We start from the raw sequence: 17,204 nt of genomic DNA on the forward strand, positions 1-17,204 counted from the left end.
TACTCCACATGAATGTCGATTTGATGGCGGCTATTATCGGCTTGTGCTTAAATGACATAAATAACCAAAGTATCAATTTATTTATGCCGGAGTAACAACAATGCGAGCCAGTTCTGAAGAGCTGATTACGTTTGTGACCGTGGTAGAAAGTGGCAGTTTCAGCCGTGCCGCAGAACAACTGGGGCAGGATAATTCCGTGGTCAGCCGGACGCTGAAACGGCTGGAGCAAAAACTGGGCATTACCCTGCTCAACCGCACCACACGTCAGATCAGCCTGACACATGAAGGCGAGCGCTATTTTGTCCGGGTACAAAAAATCCTGCATGAAATGGCGGCGGCTGAAGATGATTTACTGGAGAACCGCGACGATCCTCAGGGGCTGTTGCGCATCGATGCCGCAACACCGGTCATTTTACATGTCATTTCGCCGCTGGTGGCGGAATTTACCGAACGTTTCCCGAAGATGTCACTGGCACTGTTCTCGTCGGAGAGCAATATCAATCTGATCGATCATAAAGTGGATGTGGCGATCCGCGTCGGTGAGCTTGAAGATTCCAGCCTGCGGGCCCGCAAACTGATGCTGAGTTATCGCAGCGTGCTGGCTTCGCCGGCATATCTGAAAAAATGGGGAACACCGCAAAGCGCCGATGATTTGCTGGATCACCGTTGCCTGGGCTTTAACGAAGTGATGGCGCTGAATAAATGGCCGCTGCTGTGCGCCGATGGTCAGCAACTGACGGTCACCCCCTTTATCAGTTCAGGAAGCGGGGAAACGCTGCGCAGGCTGTGTTTGCAAGGTAATGGCATTGCCTGTCTGTCGGATTTTATGACCGATGAAGATGTGGCGCGAGGTGACCTGGTGAAACTGCTGGTGCCGGACATTATGCGCATCGCCATGCCGCTGCATGCGGTGTATTACAGCGATCAAACCGTCAGCACGCGGATCCGGTGCTTTATTGATTTTCTCAGTGAAAAGCTGGGAACCCGCGGGGTTTAAACATTGGCTCCCTCCCCGGTGAAGGAAAAGGAGCAAAGACATCAATCCCACGCAGGCGCCAGACCCTCAGGGCTGACCAGTCGGCCATTGCGTTCAAGCGCCGCAATTTGCTGCATATCGGCCTCTGTCAGCGTCAGTTGTTGTGCCAGCAGGTTGCTTTGCAGGTTTTCGCGTCGGGTCGACGAGGGGATCACCGCGTAACCCAGTTGCAATGCCCAGGCCAGAACGATCTGAGCAGGCGTTGCGTGATGTCGGGCGGCAATCTCGATAATCGTCGTATCTTTTAACGCATCGCCATAAGCCAGCGTCATATAAGATGTCACGGCGATACCGTTCCGGCGGGCGTAATCTGCCACGGTCTGGTTTTGCAGAAACGGCGACAGTTCGATCTGGTTGGTCGCAATCTGATCCGCGCCCACCGCGTCGATCGCTTCCTGCATCAGCGCCACGGTAAAGTTGGAAATACCGATCTCACGTGTCAGTCCCCTCTTTTTCGCCTCAACCAGCGCGTGCATCGTTTCTGCTACGCTGACGGCCTGATTCGGGGACGGCCAGTGGATCAGGGTCAGGTCAACATAATCCGTTTTCAGTTTGCGCAGGCTTTCTTGCAGACTGTCGATGAGTTTGTCAGCAGCGAGATTTTCAATCCAGATTTTGGTGGTGATATAGAGCGCTTCACGCGCAACGCCACTTTCAGCCAGTGCCTCACCCACCGCAGCTTCGTTGTCATAAATCTGCGCGGTATCAATGGCGCGATAACCCAGTTCAACGGCGGTGGCAACAGACGCTTTTACCACTTCATCTTTCAGGCGGAATGTCCCCAAACCGAAGGCAGGAATACTCATCATGTTCTCTCTTTAAATTTTTCTGGAGGATAAATCGTGGAGAGAGTATGGACTGCGCATTCATGGATAAAAACGACCGTATCGCCAGAAGACTTTTGACCAGAGTGCAATAATCAGGAGGGGGAAAAGCGGGCCCAGGGCAGTGAAACCTGCCGGAGAAAACCGCCGGAAGCAGCATCAACCTTGTATTCCTCTACCTCAGAAACGCCCGCAGGCAACGCCAGCGCCCGCATCACGTTTCCATCCGCAGCGAACCATAAACGGCAGTCCGCTGAAGATTCAGCAGTAAAACGCTGATGGCCCGGTTCGAGGCGGATCCGGCCCATCTGCCACACACTTCCACCCTGCTGTTTGAGCCATGCCTCACGCAGACACCACAACTGCCAGAACGCCGTCTGCGGGTCGGCCTGTTCCACCAGCCACTGACATTCGATATCACTGAATGCTGCGCGTGCCACGTCAAGATAACGCCGGCGCGGGCGAATTTGCTCCACATCGCCGCCGTCTTCGCCCGCCGGACACAGCAGCAGTTGCAGATGATGTTTACTGTGGCTGAGAGAAAAGTGTGGCAGGGAGGCGTCCGCAAAATACGGTTTTCCCTGCGCGGAAATCTGCATGGCGGGTAAGTTGTCACAACCACTGAAAACTGACAGCGCTTCGGCCAGAAGCGCCCGGCCCGCGCACCATTGCTGGCGGCGGGCAGGATTCATTCCTTCACTTTTCATTAACCATTGCGCGGGCACACGTGACAATGAAAAGTTGTCATCCAGCGACGCCGTAATGAGCTGCGCCCGGTTCATCGTTAAGGCCAGCGACGGAAAACTAAAGAGGTATTAATTCCACCAAAGGCAAAGTTATTCGACTGAATAAATTCAGTCTGAATATGGCGCGATTCGCCCATCACGTAGTCGAGTTCACCGCAAAGCGGATCCGGTTGCGTCAGATTTATGGTCGGTACGAAGCGGTCTTCGCGCATCATTTCGAGCGACATCCACGCTTCCAGCGCGCCGCAGGCACCGAGCGTATGGCCAAAGTAGCTTTTCAGCGACGAAATAGGTGTCTGATTGCCAAACACCGCAGCAGTCGCATGGCTTTCCGCAATATCACCGCGATCGGTGGCCGTACCATGCGCACTGATATACCCGATTTCGGAAGCAGGAATACCGGCATTTTTCAGCGCTTTTTCAATACAAATCTGCATCGTTGATTGCTGCGGCTGAGTGATATGCGCCGCATCGCAGTTGGTAGCAAAACCCACAATCTCGGCGTAAATCTTCGCGCCGCGCGCCTGTGCATGCTCCAGTGACTCGAGGATCAACGCCCCGGCACCTTCGCCGATCACCAGGCCATCACGCTGCATATCAAACGGGCGCGGCGACAGTTCAGGGTGTTCGTTTTGCTGACTGGTGGCAAACAGCGTATCAAACACGGCAGCTTCTGACGGGCAAAGTTCTTCCGCACCGCCAGCCACCATCACCGTCTGATAACCGTGTTTAATGGCCTCATAGGCATAACCGATGGCCTGGCTGCCCGACGTACAGGCGCTGGACGTTGGGATCACGCGCCCTTTCAGGCCGAAGAACAAGCCTGCATTCACCGCCGTGGTGTGCGGCATCATCTGTACGTAAGTCGTACCGGTAATGTTGTTGGTATGCTTTTCCGTCAGCATGGTTGCAAATTCGCTGACCGGGCCGGTGCTGCCGGTCGATGAACCAAAGGCAATACCGGTTTCGCCGTCAGTAAGAATCGTGTCTTCCAGCAGACCGGCCTGCTCCAGCGCCAGCTCCACCGCACGGGTTGACAGCAGGGACACGCGCCCCATTGAACGGATGCGCTTGCGGGTGTAATGCGCCGGGATAACAAAATCATCCACCGGTGCGCCCAGATGTGTGTTCAGCCCCTGATAAATCAGCCATTCATCCATGTGGCGGACAGCGTTTTTACCCTGTTGAAGGCGGACGGAAATCTCGTCCCAATGGTTACCGAACGCTGTTATGCCTTTCATGCCGGTAATGACTACACGCCGGGTCATATCAGGCCTCCGTTGATGGAGATCACCTGACGGGTCACATAACCGGCGATATCTGACATCAGATAGCTTGCCAGTCCGGCGACTTCTTCCGCACGGCCCATCCGCCTGAGCGGAATCATGCTCATTGCGGCATCGAGCGCCGGTTTTTCCATGTCAGGCATGCCGGTGTCGATCAAGCCCGGCGCAATGCAGTTTACGGTGATTTTGCGTTTCGCCAGTTCCAGTGACAATGCTTTGCAGGCACCGATAATACCGGCTTTGGCCGCACTGTAGTTAACCTGTCCGCGATTCCCCGTAATGCCGGAAACCGAGGAAAGCGCGATAATACGCCCGCCCTGACGCAAGCCGATCATCGGCATCACACAGGGCTGTAAGACATTGTAGAAGCTGTCGAGATTAGTGTGGATCACACCGTCCCAGTCCTCGTCGGTCAGTGCCGGGAATGCCGCGTCACGGGTGATCCCGGCATTATTGATCACGCCGTAGTACGCGCCATGCGCCTCAATATCAGCGTCAATCACGTCCCGACACTGCTGGCGGTTGCTGATATCAAACTGCACAACTCGACCCCTGCCGCCCTTGTCAGTGATGTTTTGCAGGGTATTTTCTGCCCCTGCTTTATCGCTGTGGTAATGAATGACAACAAAAAAACCATCAGCGGCTAACTGACTCGCAATGGCTTTGCCGATCCCTTTGCTGGCACCGGTCACTAATACCGAACGCATCATTCCTGTTTCCCCTGAATTAATTTAATGAGTTCGTCCTTGTCTGGCTGGTAGGTATTCAGCCTTCCTTTTGCAACCTGCAGGTTATCTTTTTCTTGTTTAATGCAGATCACGCCTTCGAAGCTGGCGAGTTTTTCATCGCACAACACCATTAAGACGCTGATGAATAATTCACTGCCTGCCGCGAATTCCGGCACGCTGGTTTTCAAAGCCCTGCCGCCCAACAACATGCCCACCTGCGGCGGTTCGCCACTTTGCGCGCCGTGCCAGCCGCTCCAGACACCGACAGTTTGCGCGATCAGTTCGATCGCATACCACGCGGGCAATGCGCCCCGCTCATTAAGAAACGGTGCCAGCACGCTGTTTTCGGACACCACAACGCTGCACAGCGCGGTCTCTGCTGTGACGCTAATGACCTTATCCAGTAAGACCATGGGTGATTCATGCGGCAGATATTGGCCCGCGCTGAGCATGCTCATGACGGCCTCCCGATCAGAATGCAGGCATTATTCCCGCCAAAGGCAAACGAGTTTGAAAGGATAACGGGCTTCGCCAGCGCTTCGTCTTTTTGTACCAGCCGTATATCCGGCAAACGGCTATCGCGTGGTGTAAGGCTGAAATCCTGTGACGGCAGTTTGAGATTTTGTGTCAGGATCAGCCAGCCCAGCGCCGCCTCTGTCGCGCCAGCCGCACCCAGCGTATGGCCGGTGAGATGCTTGGTCGAACTGCACGGTGTCTGGTTGCCAAATAACCGATGTATGACGGCGGCTTCCGCCTGATCGTTAAGAGGTGTCGCGGTACCGTGGGCGTTAATATAACCGATGTCTGCCGCACTCAGCCCGGCCTGCGCCAGTGCCATATGAATTGCCCGTTCAGCCCCGAGGCCTTCCGGATGCGGTGCAGACATATGCCACGCATCGGACGACTCGCCCGTGCCCAGTAAAGCGACGTCTGCGGGCTCACGGGTCAGCAGGATCAGCGCCGAGGCTTCACCAATATTAATGCCATCCCGGTCTTGCCCGAACGGCGTACAGCGCCCGCGGGATAAAGATTCCAGGCTGTTGAAGCCGTTCACTGGCATCCGGCACAGGCTGTCAGCGCCACCCACCAGGGCGGCGTCGGCCAGCCCGGCGTCGATCAGGCGCTTCCCGCTGATAATCGCTCTCGCGCTGGATGAGCAGGCCGTGGATAAGGTATAAGCCGGACCACTGAGATCCAGAAGTTCCGCCATAAACTGTGAAGGATCGCCCAGCTCCTGTTGCTGGTAATCGTAGCCCTGCGGGAATTTCCCATGCCGGTGAAGATGACGCACCGCGTTTTCGCCTTCAGCAATGCCCGACGTACTGGTACCCATAATGACCGCGACGCGATCGCGTCCGTACCGGCTGACAGCCGCCTGCACCTGGGGGTCAATCTGCGCCAGCGCAGCCAACAGCAACTGGTTGTTGCGGCTGCGGTGCGCTGACAAAGAGCCGGGTATCGCAGGCAGTTCGCCGGTTACCGCGCCGAGCCAGACGGGCCGTTCCTCCGTCAGCCAGCCTTCCTGCAACGACATTCCCGGCGCAAAGCCTGATTTCAGGCTGGCAGCGATTTGCGCATTGTTGTTTCCCAGCGCGTTCACCATGCCGACGGCCGAAAAGTAAATCATGTTAGTCACCCACATTCCGGATAGTTATCTGATAGTGAAACGCCATCTGCGTGATCGACACCGGCCGACGTCCGCGGCCCTGTGGCAGATAGTCAATGCGGGTGATCGTGTTGCCTTCGTTATCCAGTAACGTGCGGCGCAGTGGCTGATCGTCAAGTTTCCAGCCTGCAGGCAACAGGGGTTGCCATCTCTGCGCCGGCCAGTAGCTCAACATAATATCGGCAAGAACCTGATTTGCTGGAGGTAAACCATCAATTTTCATCGTCTGTTCAGTGTGGATCCCTGTCTGATCGTAGACCACTTTGAACAGCCGGATCCCCAGAGGAGAAAGCCCGGCAAGCTGTAACGATTTTCCGTCAGCATTGAGCAGGACCAGCAAGGACTGTTGTTTACCTTTCACCGTGGCCGTCAGTAACTGCTGCTGACTGACCGGTTTATCCAGGGTGGGTGCGGGTAATTTCACCTGCACGCCGCGTTTCAGCCAGGCTTGTGGCTGTGTATCTGAAGGGGGATTTGTCACACACCCGCCCAGCATAAAAATCAACAGGGCCAGCGCAGGCAGCCTAAACCGGGTCATTTTTTACGTCCTCGTTTTTTGGCCGGCAGAGTCAGGGGTGACAACAGAAATGCCGTTAATATGCCAAAGCTTAGTACGATGCCGAAACTACTGATGGCTTGTGTTGAACTGAAAACCAGCATACCGAAAGTCTGCAGCGTGGTAACGGCGGCCATAAAAATGGCAAACATGGACGTCGTCGGTGTGCCGCGTGGATTGGTGAAAAACAGGGTGTAATTGATGCCGATCCCCAGAACCAGAATCAGTGCCAGCAGGGAGAACAGATTAAGATTATGGCCACTAAAGCCCAGCGCCGCGACACCCATCCCGAGGGAAAGTAAGGTCGGAATCAGACAAATAAACCCGTGGGGCAGGCGAAAACGCCAGAGATAAATGATCGCAATGACCGCCACGGCGAGGGCCAGCAACCCGGTCAGATAAATACGGTACTGAGAGAAGAGACCGCTGAATTCAGTTTTGCGATCGATCCAGCCGGTTCCCGGTACAGACGCCGACAGCGCCACCATGGCGGCGCTGTCATGCACACCATTCACCGGAATAAGGGTGGCGCTGCGCCCGTCCGGTAAGGACAACCACAATAAACGCCAGCCTTCACTGACTGTGCTATTAAGCCATTCCGGCACATCAACCGTCTGCGCACTGAGATCCGGTTCCGCCACCGTGATCCCCGCCTGCTGCAACTGTGCAATAATTTGCGGCGCACGCAGGCGTAGCAGAGATAAATCCCGCTGCTGCCGGGCTTGCGAAGACAGGTTTATCGCCCGGAAACCGTCAATTACGCCTTTATCTCTCGCCTGGATGAGCGCGGGCCGCAATGTTTCAAGTCGTTGCAGCGTCTGCTCGGCGCTGTCACCGTATACCACCAGCCATTTCTGATCGTTAGTTTGTCCGGTCAGTGCAGCAATCTGCTGTTCCTGCTGTTGTAAACCGGCCGGAAGAGATTGAAGATCCGCAATGTCATCGTTGATTTTCAGCCGTGAAATTCCGGCCGCTACCAGCACTAATATCAGTAATGGCAGACCGATGCGTACCGCTTTGCGGCTGCGCCATGCCAGCAACCAGCGCATGATAATCGCCAGCCCAGGTGCGGGGCCGACCGGTAAACGCTTCGACAGATACGGATACCAGCACATCACGGTGATACAGGCGGCGCTCAACCCGGCAGCGGCAAAAACTGCCAGCTGTTGCAAACCCGGAAATGGTGCAATCAGTAACATCAGATAGGCCACCACCGTGGTAAGCAGCGCCATTGATAATGCAGGGAACAGTTTTTTCAGACTTTCCAGCGGTGTGCAGGAGTCGCCATGCACCCGACGTTCGGTCAGGAAGTAAAGTGTGTAGTCTGCAGAAATACCGACAATGCTGGTGCTGAGCACCAGTGTCATCACGTGGATTTCACCAAATACCCACAGGGTCAATACCGTGCCTGACAGTGCACCGATGGCGATTGAAAGTAAACTGAGCAGCATCGGCAGGACCGAACGGAACATCAGTAAGATCAGTATAAACACGCCGGTGACTGATGCCGCACCAATCGTGGAAAGATCGTGCTCAGCCTGCTGGCTGGCATAATTGCTGTAGAAAATCGTGCCGCGCTCAAGCACTTTTGCACCCGGCCAGCGTGCTTCAAAAGCCTCTTTCGCCGCACCAAGAGCCGCCACGGTTTGTTTAGCCGACGTGATGTCATAGGAAGATGCTTTCAGCTCGCCATGTACCATGAACCAGTTACGGCCATGTTGATCGCGGGCCATCAGCCAACCTTGTTCCAGCATCATGCCGCCGCTGTTCTGCTGCTGTGCCATCTGCGAGGCACGAACCAGCAATAACGGATCATTCGCCAGCTCTTTGCCGCTGACGCCGGAAAAGGCGGAATACACCTGACCGAGGATCCACTGACTTTGTGTCTCCGCGCCTGCCGTCAGACGCTGACGGGTGGCATCATCAAGCAAGGCGTTACGATGCCTGAAGAAGAAAGTGCCCCACTCCTGCTGACGCTGAACGTCCATCGGTCCCTGCACCTGACTCAGTTCTGGCAGCGCCTGCAACTGCTTCAGCCAGTCAGCGGCGGGCTGAATACCGGCACCCGGCGGAGGGCTGACCAGCCACATCAGCTGGCGATCCAGCCGCTGAGTAAAGCCGTCAGACAATGCCTGTGGAATAGGGGTTTCCTGTTGCTGCGGCAACAGCGCCAGCACGCTGCTGTTAATCTGGCTGCGTGGTAACAACCAGAACAGCGCTGCAACCAGCAGCGCAATAATCAGCAGCCAGCTTTGCGCCAGTTTTCGATGAAGATCAGGAGGCAAAATGGCGTTTCTCTGCATCAGTCAGCGTGGCGGGTGTGGTCTTCTGATTGAAGAAACGAATATGCGTGGCATCGCCCTGCATATCATTAATATCGATATTGTTCAGGAAGGTTTCGCCACTGAGCGTAATGCTGCGGAACAGACGGTTCAGCGGTGAGACCTTTGGTGTCAGAACAAGCGTCCAGGCGCCTTTACCCAGATCAGTAAAATTAAGCGAGAAGTTCTGTCCGAGCGCCCGTTGGTCAGCGTGAAACAGTGCGCTAAGCAATGAATTAAACTGGAACATCTGCGGATTGGTGTCCGCCGTAACCACCTGCGGAGATTGCCCCGCCATGATTTGCACCATGCGGTTTTCAGTCAGCAATAATGTCAGGGTGAACGGTTTTTCCTGTTGCCACCACAGCCCTTGCTGCCGGGCAATCAGCAGATTCCCGCTGGAATTGAGCGGTTGTGCCATCCCGCTGATGGTTCTTTGCTGCGCAAACTCAGCACGGAGTACCGGCACCTGGCTGAAGCGCTGTTGTAATTCCTCCAGCGTCACAGCGTTAGCTGTGACGCTGAAAATCGTCAGAGCCAGTAGCAGTAAGACCTTCACAGGCTGACTCCTGTTTTATCGAAAAGAACCTGCGGCGAGACAAAACACATTTCTTTGGAGGCAGCGTCCACTGCGACCTGCAACGTATAGCCTGTTGTTGTACGTTTACCGCTTTCGATATCGTAAATCTGATAGCCGATGCGCAGACGGTTTTCGATTTCCTCCAGCTGTGCATGAACGGCAATACGCTGTTCAAAGAGCAGCGGCGCAATATATTTCACGCGGGTATCAACAATCGGCCAGACATAACCTGATGCTTGCATCTGACGATAACCGTAATCAAATTGCTTGAGTAGCTGCTCGCGCGCAATTTCCAGATAACGGAAATAGTTGCCATGCCAGACCACGCCCATGGCATCTGCGTCGTGGAAAGGAACCGTGATTTCAACGCAGGTAGAAAATCGCGGATCGTTAAAACGCGGATCAAGTTTGGAAGTCATATCATTCAGGTTTCCTGTCAGAGGCGACATCTGCGGGATGCTGCCAGAAATCATAAAAATTGAACCAGTCGTGAGGTGCCAGCAGGCTGTAATGCTCAAGCCGTGCGGCATAATGATCGACTGCGGCCTGTAACGCAGGCAGGCGGTTGGCACGCGGCAGGATCAGAGGATCGGCAAAAGACTCACAATAAATATGCAACCGCTTTTGCTGCATGATGCCAAACATCAGCATAACGGGTGCGCGTAGCGCAGCAGCCAGAATAAAGGGTCCCTGCGGGAATGCGGCAGTTTTGCCCATAAACTCGCTGTAAATTATGCGGGAATGTTCACCGCGCTGATGATGACTGGCAGAGGTGCGGTCGCCGACAATCGCCACCCACTCACCGGCATCAAGTTTTTCCTGCAATAAAATCGCGGTCTCCGGCCCCATCTGGTTAACCTGGATCAGATTCACCACGGCCTGCGGATTAATCTCTTTCATTACCTGATTGAACCGCTCGGCATGTTCTGTAAAGACCAGCGCATTTACGGTGATGCGATGACTGAGTGAACCTATTGCCCGACATGATTCGATGTCACCTAAATGTGAGGCAAGGATCAGCGTGCCTCGCCCGGAGGTAATATGAGATTCGCAAATGTCGGGATTGACCAGCACCGCATCAGTCAATGTTTTATCGCCCTGCCAGCTCGCCAGTTTGCTCAGCATAGATTCACCAAACCGCATAAAATGCCGGAAAGTGCTCAGCGGATAAGGCAGGGGAATATGGCGATGTGCAGCCGTCACGCGCACACGCTCCAGCCAGCGGGCAGAGGCATTGCGCTGTTTGTGGCCGGTGAGCCAAAAATAGGTGATGACCGGATAAAGCAACAGACGAAAGGCGTTGTATCCCAGCGTCCGGTAAACCGATAACATCAGGCGAATGCCCCACAACCCTTTACGTTCCTGCGTCGAGGACCAGTGTTCGGGACGATTTTTCCGCTGCTTCAGCAAATAAGGAATGCGTCGCAACATGCCAAAAAACAGCCGCGTGTGCATCCACGAAATCTGCAGGTTGTCCTTCACGGCATCAAAATGCGAGAGGCCATCTTCAGGATAAGTCACCCGCGTGGGCAGGAAGCGGCTGCGTGTGCCTTGCCAGTAAAGACGCACCATAATTTCCGTATCGAAATCCATCCGCAAACCCAGGTTTTTTTTTGCCATCAGTTGCAGGCAGGGTCTGAGGGGATAGACGCGGAATCCACACATACTGTCTTTTACTGAAAATGACAGTGTCTCGATCCACACCCAGAAATGGGTGATATAGCGGCCATAAAGGCGTGATTTCGGCACACTGTCATCGTAAACCGGCTGTCCGGAGATCAGGCAATCCGGATAACTTCTGGCTTCAGCCAGCATCGCGGGAACGTCTGAAAGCTGATGCTGTCCGTCGGCATCCACCTGTAAGGCGTGCGTAAACCCCTTTCCGGCGGCCAGCCGCAGCGCCGCCATCACAGCCCCGCCTTTCCCCTGGTTTACAGTGAGCCGCGTCAGGCTCATCCACGGCGTCAGACTCTCCAGATGCTGCAACTCTTCTGCTGTCTGCAGGTCACTGCCGTCATCAACCACAATGCAGGGCAAACCGAATGGCCGGAGACTTTCCAGCACACCCGCCATCATCGGTCCATGGTTGTAACAGGGAATAATCAGACAGGGAGAAAAAGTGGCTGACGGCGTCATGGACATAAGGTGATTTTCCCGCTGCTGGCGATCGCCTCACCCACACTGTAACGAAATACCAGCCGTTGTTTTTCTTTAAGCCAGTCGATCTGCAAATTCACAATTTCTTCAGGCAACAGCGGTCGCTGGAATTTCACCACTTCCATGCCGGAAAATGCTTTATCCAGGCTAAGAAGTTCTTCAGCGTAACCCATGACCCAATTGACCTGTGTCACGCCAGGCAAAATCGGAGACGACGGGAAATGGCCTTTGAACCAGAATAAATCCGCAGGTAACCGGAGCGTGAGAAGCAGACTGGTGTCGCTGGCGCGTTGCCGATGCAGCATGTCAGGCAGGATCATAAAAACATTTCCTGTAATTCAGCAGTCGCGCGTTTGCCTTGCTGGTTAAGAGGAATCGCAGGTGCAAAGCGCCAGTATCGCGGCATAGAAACCGGAGATAGCCAGTCACGCAAGATCCCGCGGATCTGCCCAAGCAGTACGGCCTGCCCCTGCACCTGGAATAACTGCTCGCCGACCTGACTTAAAACCAGCACGGCTGCAACATAAAGTCGCCCCTGTTTTTCAAGCGTCAGTACGCTGGCGTCGCTTAACAGATCCATCGCACACAAACGTTGCTCAATTTCAGTCAGTGAGATCCGCTGCTCTGCAATTTTAACGATCCGATCCTTACGGCCTAAAAGAAGAAACTGACGTTGATCGGCATTCAACAGCTGAATTTTATCACTGAGGATCATGCCATCCGGTTGCGGGATCAGCGGAGAAATCAGGGCGATATTGCCATCAGCCAGTGGTGAGAATTCGAGATTATCAAAAAGAGTCCAGGCTGCTTCCGGCTGATGTTGCGTACGGAAGGCGACGATGCCGCTTTCAGTCGTGCCATAGATTTCAGTCGGCCGGCAGCCACAAATATTTTCCACCCGTAACGCGGTGTCATGACTCAGCGGGCCTCCAGCAGAAAAGACATGCCGGAGATTTGCGGGCTCCAAAGCCATATCAAGTCGTTTAAGAAAGGCCGGGCTGCTGGTCAGAACCAAGGCATTCTCTCTGGCAAGCGAGTGTAACTGTTCGTGATACTCCACCCTTTTCGCCGCAAAAGGTCGCCCAAGAGTCAGGGGCAACATGAAAGCGAAACTGAGACCATACATATGATGCGGCGCCACGGTGGCGACAAAGCGTGCATCTGCGCATTGCTCCCCCCAGTGTGTGCAAAGCCACTGACTCTCCAGTTCCAGACAAGAAACCGGCTTGATTATTTTTTGCGATTTACCGGTCGAACCGGAGGTGAATAAAATCAGTACGGCGTTTTCCGGCCATTCGGGCAAAGCTGTTAACGGTTGATCTGCTGAGAAGGGAAAACGAAGAATAGGGCAATCAATCTGCAAAGGAAGATCGGTGATTAACGCATCGAACTCATCACGTTGCCCGGCCAGAACAGCGGGCCGAAAATGACCGGGTAAAACGGGTGTATGACCGCTGTAAAGCACCGCCAGCAGTGCCACGGCAAATGAATAGTTATCTTCAAGGCACAATGCCCAGCGGGAATGCGATGTCGCGCTGATATGAGTCAGCAGAGATAAGACATCATGCCGGAAATCACGCTGACACCACTCCCGGCTTTCGCTCCAGGCAACCAGATGTTCGTCTGCTCTTCCCGCGCTTAGCCATTCGCACATTCGCTGCGTCATGGGTGTCGCAGACGCTTTCTGACTATCCATTCAATACCCATTAATAAGCCAATCAGCAGATAACTGATCCCGCCGTTATAAAGAGCCCATAAAGCCATATCGCCTTTCAGGCAGGTATATAAAGCCAATGCTCCGTTACACACAAAGAAAATGCACCAGGCCCGGGTCACACGACGTGTGTAAACCACCCCTTCCGGCGGTAAATCGGGTTCATCCAGCCGTGCAATACGCTCAACCAGCGTTTGGCTGGCGCGTAATGAACTGAAAAATAATCCGAGCAATAAAAGATTTACCGCGACGGGGTAATACAACAGCATCGATGTTTCGCGTAATAAAATGCTGGTGCCGACCAGTACAATCCCTGCAACTGCAATCGCTTTTCCGAAAAAAGTTAACTGGGATAACTTCCCGCGAAAAGTCAGTAAACGCAGAATAAAGATCGCCATCAGTACGGGCGCCAGGATGCGAATTCCCCACGTTTTTAAACCGCACCATACAACCAGCGGATAAGCAATCACCGCCACTGGCATCACCCAACTGGCCATCTTCGTAACCACAGGAAATGAGAAGCGCCGGGTTTTATCCATAAAAAAGATATCCGCCCATACTAGGAAGCGGGGGAATTAAGTAATTCATCTATGGCATCAACGACATCCTGAACGGTACGAACAGATTTAAACATTTCAGGCTTAATTTTTCTGCCAGTGATTTTCTGCAAGTGAACCACCAGATCAACAGCATCAATGCTGTCTAATTCCAGATCCTCGTAGAGCTTTGCATCCGGCCGGATATCATCTTCATTGATTTCAAATAGCTTGATTAATAACGCGCTAATCTGCTGGTAAATTTCTTGCTTCTGCATAGGAATCTCTTTAACCACGCTGTGCTGATATAAATCTGGCCAGACTTTCAACAGAATAAAAATGCTCACGCATTTCCTGACTTTCCGCCGAAAGGATCACACCGTATTGCTTCTTTAACGCCAGACCAAGCTCTAGGGCATCAATAGAATCCAGCCCTAATCCGTCACCAAAAAGCGGAGCCTGTGTCTCTATCTCATCTGGCGCCATCCCCTCCAGATTTAGCGTCTCAATGATAAGTACTTTTATGTCGTTACTTAATGAATCCATGACTTATTTCTCGTTATTTTGCGTATTACTGCGCATCAACTCAGTGCACAAATGCTGTGTCAATCGCCGTGCAGCCAGGGCAGGTGAAAGATCGCTTTCATCTAAAAAGTCTTCAGCCTTTACCTTATCGGCAACGGTAATCACAAACTGAGGTTTTACCCGGGGAATTTCGTACCATTTCCCCTTTTTTGTCAGCATTGGCGGCTGACATGAAATATGGACAATTCTGACATCACATCCTGCCCTCAGCGCAATGTTAGCGGCACCACGCTGCAGTATCATCGGTTTTCCAGGCAAGGAACGTGTCCCTTCCGGGAAAACTAACAGCGTACCGCCTGCTTGCAAACGGGTTTCACAGGCCTGCAACAAAGCATCAGAGCCAGTGTTAATCAGGTAACCCGCCGCTTTTATCACTCCGCTTAAGAATGGGTTTTGCAGCAAAGCTTGTTTGACGATGCAGTCACAACGAGGCATACGCGACGCCAGAATCACATAATCAAGCAGACTGGGATGATTCGCCACTATCAGACAGCCGGCATCTTGCTGAAATTTCTCATCACCGATAAACCGGTAATCCATCACTCCCACCCTCCGTAATCCACTCAGGAAGAACCTGAAACTATTACGAATGCTGTTGAGTGTCATTCTGTGCAATCTTTCAGGTTGCCGGATGATAAGTCGCAACAGATTAAACCAGATAATAGAAAGCAACAGCCCGCCAATTCCGAAAAGTGCGAAAAAGAATCCGGTTGCTAACCACCGCCAGATACAATTAGCTGCGGAAGACTTTTCTTCGGGCACTAACGTTTCTCTCATCACAGATTACGAACCCACTGCCAGCTATGGCGATTATCTACACTGATATGGAATAAAGGAGAGGAGGAAAGATAGCCACGCAGAAATTGCAAACTCTGCGGAAGTTCTGGATTCATATCCTCACCCGACAACGAAATACGCTGACACTTCAAGGTATCGCCAGCAGTTAATATTATTGCTACGGCGTAAGGGAGAAACTCAGAATTTACCGATTCGTTGTATATATCAGGAATTTCACCATCAAAATCAACCAACATAACGCGGGAAGCCCCCGTTGCCAGCATTGACTGAGCTTCCAGCATTCCCTGATGAAAGCTGTCTTTACCGGCCGTTAACGAGGTTACCGGCAACGGATTTTTGCTAATAATGGTAAGCCAACCCGCGGCGGTATTATGTACTGACATGGAGAATTCAGTCGGAGATAAAGCCTCTCCCCCGGCCAGGGAATGCAAAATTCGCCCCGTTTTCTCCAGTTCACCATGACGACTGGTAAAAATTGCAGCATCTACGTTGTTATTGACGAGCAACGCAAGCCCGGAATCCACAGCAAAACGACTGCCGATACTCATTCGTCGTGCAGACATCATGGGAATTTGCTGGCTTTTAGGGTTTGCGCCGGAAAATGTATTTATGTCTGAGCACCGAGCCCACTGGATCCAGTGCTCACAACTATCGACTCCCGGAGCCACAGCCCGCCAGTCCACTATATCCAGTGAGAATTTCATAATGATTATCTTAGTGATTCTGCCAAATTGAGACTTTATGATATTTTATTGAAACTTGCATCTGTAATCTGACAACTTAGTAAACTTCATTAAGAATTTTAGTGCTGGTTTATTATGAGTTTTTTGGATACATGGAGAGTTATCTGAAAAGCGAAATTTTTCAAGTTGATACGAAGTATTTTTTCGATATCCGGCCAGCCTTATTTCCTGTCGGATTCAAACAATCAGTCATCATATTAAGTAAAATATAATACTTCTAATATTAATTACTCTCTCAGAATTAAATCCTGAAAGGAGCGCAGATCAGATAAACGTGAATCCGTGAGATAATAAAATATATCCCAGAAAGATAAGAGGTTTTATTGGCATTTTCACCAGGATACAAATGCAAAAAGTCCCTGAACCTTTCGATTCAGGGACTATGCAATAATTGGCGGAACGGACGGGGCTCGAACCCGCGACCCCCTGCGTGACAGGCAGGTATTCTAACCAACTGAACTACCGCTCCACCGGTTCTTTCACACGCATCAGCAACCGGCTGATGCCTGTTTGTTCCTGTTATTTTCCTTGTCAGGGGAAAAGGAACACGTTCTTTACTAATTTGATGCCTGGCAGTTCCCTACTCTCGCATGGGGAGACCCCACACTACCATCGGCGCTACGGCGTTTCACTTCTGAGTTCGGCATGGGGTCAGGTGGGACCACCGCGCTAGTGCCGCCAGGCAAATTCTGTTTCATCCGTACCGCAGCGCATCAGGGTTGCTCACCCCACGCCGCCATACGAACCAATCTAGGAACATTCCGCTGAAAATCTACTCTCTCGAGCCTGTCTCTCAAATCAAAAACACCTTTGGTGTTGTAAGGTTAAGCCTCTCGGGTCATTAGTACTGGTTAGCTCAATGCATCGCTGCACTTACACACCCAGCCTATCAACGTCTTAGTCTTAAACGTCCCTTCAGGTGGCTTAA

The 17,204-nt window shown here is 52.7% G+C and carries 19 protein-coding genes, 1 tRNA gene and 2 rRNA genes; 1 reads left to right on the plus strand and 21 read right to left on the minus strand.

Going from position 1 to position 17,204, the window contains the following annotated elements; translation table 11 throughout:
* The first annotated feature begins 100 nt into the window (after window positions 1–100).
* The gene (gene yafC / locus ACOZIO_RS08820; RefSeq protein WP_129992256.1) at window positions 101–997 is read left to right on the plus strand and encodes a DNA-binding transcriptional regulator YafC; all 897 of its coding nucleotides are present in this window, start codon (window positions 101–103) and stop codon (window positions 995–997) included.
* A gap of 41 nt (window positions 998–1,038) precedes the next feature.
* On the opposite strand, the gene dkgB is transcribed toward yafC, so the two are convergent.
* From dkgB to ACOZIO_RS08925, 21 genes are all read right to left on the minus strand, one after another.
* A complete protein-coding gene (gene dkgB, locus ACOZIO_RS08825) occupies window positions 1,039–1,842 on the minus strand; it encodes a 2,5-didehydrogluconate reductase DkgB (RefSeq protein ID WP_129955142.1) in 804 nt (267 codons plus the stop codon).
* 113 nt (window positions 1,843–1,955) lie between these two features.
* Window positions 1,956–2,642 (minus strand): 4'-phosphopantetheinyl transferase superfamily protein, encoded by a 687-nt coding sequence (locus ACOZIO_RS08830; protein ID WP_129955020.1) that lies wholly within the window; start codon window positions 2,640–2,642, stop codon window positions 1,956–1,958.
* Between the two features lie 2 nt (window positions 2,643–2,644).
* Window positions 2,645–3,874: a beta-ketoacyl-ACP synthase gene (locus tag ACOZIO_RS08835; protein WP_129955019.1), complete on the minus strand. Its 1,230-nt coding sequence runs from the start codon at window positions 3,872–3,874 to the stop codon at window positions 2,645–2,647.
* Entirely contained in the window at window positions 3,871–4,602 is a 732-nt protein-coding gene (locus tag ACOZIO_RS08840; protein ID WP_217157911.1) for a 3-ketoacyl-ACP reductase FabG2, read from the minus strand. Before ACOZIO_RS08840 ends, ACOZIO_RS08835 begins: the two co-directional genes overlap by 4 nt.
* A complete protein-coding gene (locus tag ACOZIO_RS08845) occupies window positions 4,599–5,078 on the minus strand; it encodes a hotdog family protein (RefSeq protein WP_129955017.1) in 480 nt (159 codons plus the stop codon). The genes ACOZIO_RS08840 and ACOZIO_RS08845 overlap by 4 nt, the downstream gene beginning before the upstream one ends.
* Complete coding sequence (locus ACOZIO_RS08850) at window positions 5,075–6,247, minus strand: beta-ketoacyl-[acyl-carrier-protein] synthase family protein (protein WP_421595195.1); 1,173 nt, start codon at window positions 6,245–6,247, stop codon at window positions 5,075–5,077. Before ACOZIO_RS08850 ends, ACOZIO_RS08845 begins: the two co-directional genes overlap by 4 nt.
* 1 nt (window position 6,248) lies before the next feature.
* Window positions 6,249–6,824, minus strand: a complete 576-nt coding sequence (locus tag ACOZIO_RS08855) for a DUF3261 domain-containing protein (RefSeq protein WP_129955016.1) — start codon at window positions 6,822–6,824, stop codon at window positions 6,249–6,251.
* On the minus strand, window positions 6,821–9,127 hold the full coding sequence (locus tag ACOZIO_RS08860) for an MMPL family transporter (protein ID WP_421595190.1): 2,307 nt from the start codon (window positions 9,125–9,127) through the stop codon (window positions 6,821–6,823). Before ACOZIO_RS08860 ends, ACOZIO_RS08855 begins: the two co-directional genes overlap by 4 nt.
* Complete coding sequence (locus tag ACOZIO_RS08865) at window positions 9,117–9,722, minus strand: LolA family protein (RefSeq protein ID WP_129955014.1); 606 nt, start codon at window positions 9,720–9,722, stop codon at window positions 9,117–9,119. The genes ACOZIO_RS08860 and ACOZIO_RS08865 overlap by 11 nt, the downstream gene beginning before the upstream one ends.
* The gene (locus ACOZIO_RS08870; protein ID WP_217137917.1) at window positions 9,719–10,162 is read right to left on the minus strand and encodes an acyl-CoA thioesterase; all 444 of its coding nucleotides are present in this window, start codon (window positions 10,160–10,162) and stop codon (window positions 9,719–9,721) included. The genes ACOZIO_RS08865 and ACOZIO_RS08870 overlap by 4 nt, the downstream gene beginning before the upstream one ends.
* 1 nt (window position 10,163) lies before the next feature.
* Entirely contained in the window at window positions 10,164–11,879 is a 1,716-nt protein-coding gene (locus ACOZIO_RS08875) for a glycosyltransferase family 2 protein (RefSeq protein WP_421595196.1), read from the minus strand.
* On the minus strand, window positions 11,876–12,220 hold the full coding sequence (locus ACOZIO_RS08880) for a 3-hydroxyacyl-ACP dehydratase FabZ family protein (protein WP_217137918.1): 345 nt from the start codon (window positions 12,218–12,220) through the stop codon (window positions 11,876–11,878). Before ACOZIO_RS08880 ends, ACOZIO_RS08875 begins: the two co-directional genes overlap by 4 nt.
* A complete protein-coding gene (locus ACOZIO_RS08885) occupies window positions 12,217–13,596 on the minus strand; it encodes an AMP-binding protein (RefSeq protein ID WP_238486003.1) in 1,380 nt (459 codons plus the stop codon). The genes ACOZIO_RS08880 and ACOZIO_RS08885 overlap by 4 nt, the downstream gene beginning before the upstream one ends.
* Entirely contained in the window at window positions 13,563–14,153 is a 591-nt protein-coding gene (locus ACOZIO_RS08890; RefSeq protein WP_421595191.1) for a hypothetical protein, read from the minus strand. Before ACOZIO_RS08890 ends, ACOZIO_RS08885 begins: the two co-directional genes overlap by 34 nt.
* A gap of 20 nt (window positions 14,154–14,173) precedes the next feature.
* Window positions 14,174–14,428 (minus strand): acyl carrier protein, encoded by a 255-nt coding sequence (locus ACOZIO_RS08895; RefSeq protein WP_129955010.1) that lies wholly within the window; start codon window positions 14,426–14,428, stop codon window positions 14,174–14,176.
* Between the two features lie 10 nt (window positions 14,429–14,438).
* Complete coding sequence (locus ACOZIO_RS08900) at window positions 14,439–14,696, minus strand: phosphopantetheine-binding protein (protein WP_129955009.1); 258 nt, start codon at window positions 14,694–14,696, stop codon at window positions 14,439–14,441.
* A gap of 3 nt (window positions 14,697–14,699) precedes the next feature.
* The gene (locus ACOZIO_RS08905; RefSeq protein WP_129955138.1) at window positions 14,700–15,512 is read right to left on the minus strand and encodes a lysophospholipid acyltransferase family protein; all 813 of its coding nucleotides are present in this window, start codon (window positions 15,510–15,512) and stop codon (window positions 14,700–14,702) included.
* Window positions 15,512–16,237, minus strand: coding sequence for a beta-ketoacyl synthase chain length factor (locus tag ACOZIO_RS08910; RefSeq protein ID WP_129955008.1), 726 nt, complete (start codon window positions 16,235–16,237; stop codon window positions 15,512–15,514). The genes ACOZIO_RS08905 and ACOZIO_RS08910 overlap by 1 nt, the downstream gene beginning before the upstream one ends.
* Before the next feature lie 431 nt (window positions 16,238–16,668).
* Window positions 16,669–16,745: transfer RNA gene (locus tag ACOZIO_RS08915), tRNA-Asp, on the minus strand.
* Window positions 16,746–16,843: 98 nt separating this feature from the next.
* Window positions 16,844–16,959: ribosomal RNA gene (rrf, locus tag ACOZIO_RS08920) — 5S ribosomal RNA — on the minus strand.
* 137 nt (window positions 16,960–17,096) lie between these two features.
* Window positions 17,097–17,204, minus strand: a 23S ribosomal RNA gene (locus tag ACOZIO_RS08925); the annotation flags it as partial.

The sequence above is a fragment of the Rahnella sp. PD4 genome, assembly GCF_049199325.1.
Classification (GTDB): Bacteria; Pseudomonadota; Gammaproteobacteria; order Enterobacterales; family Enterobacteriaceae; genus Rahnella; species Rahnella perminowiae.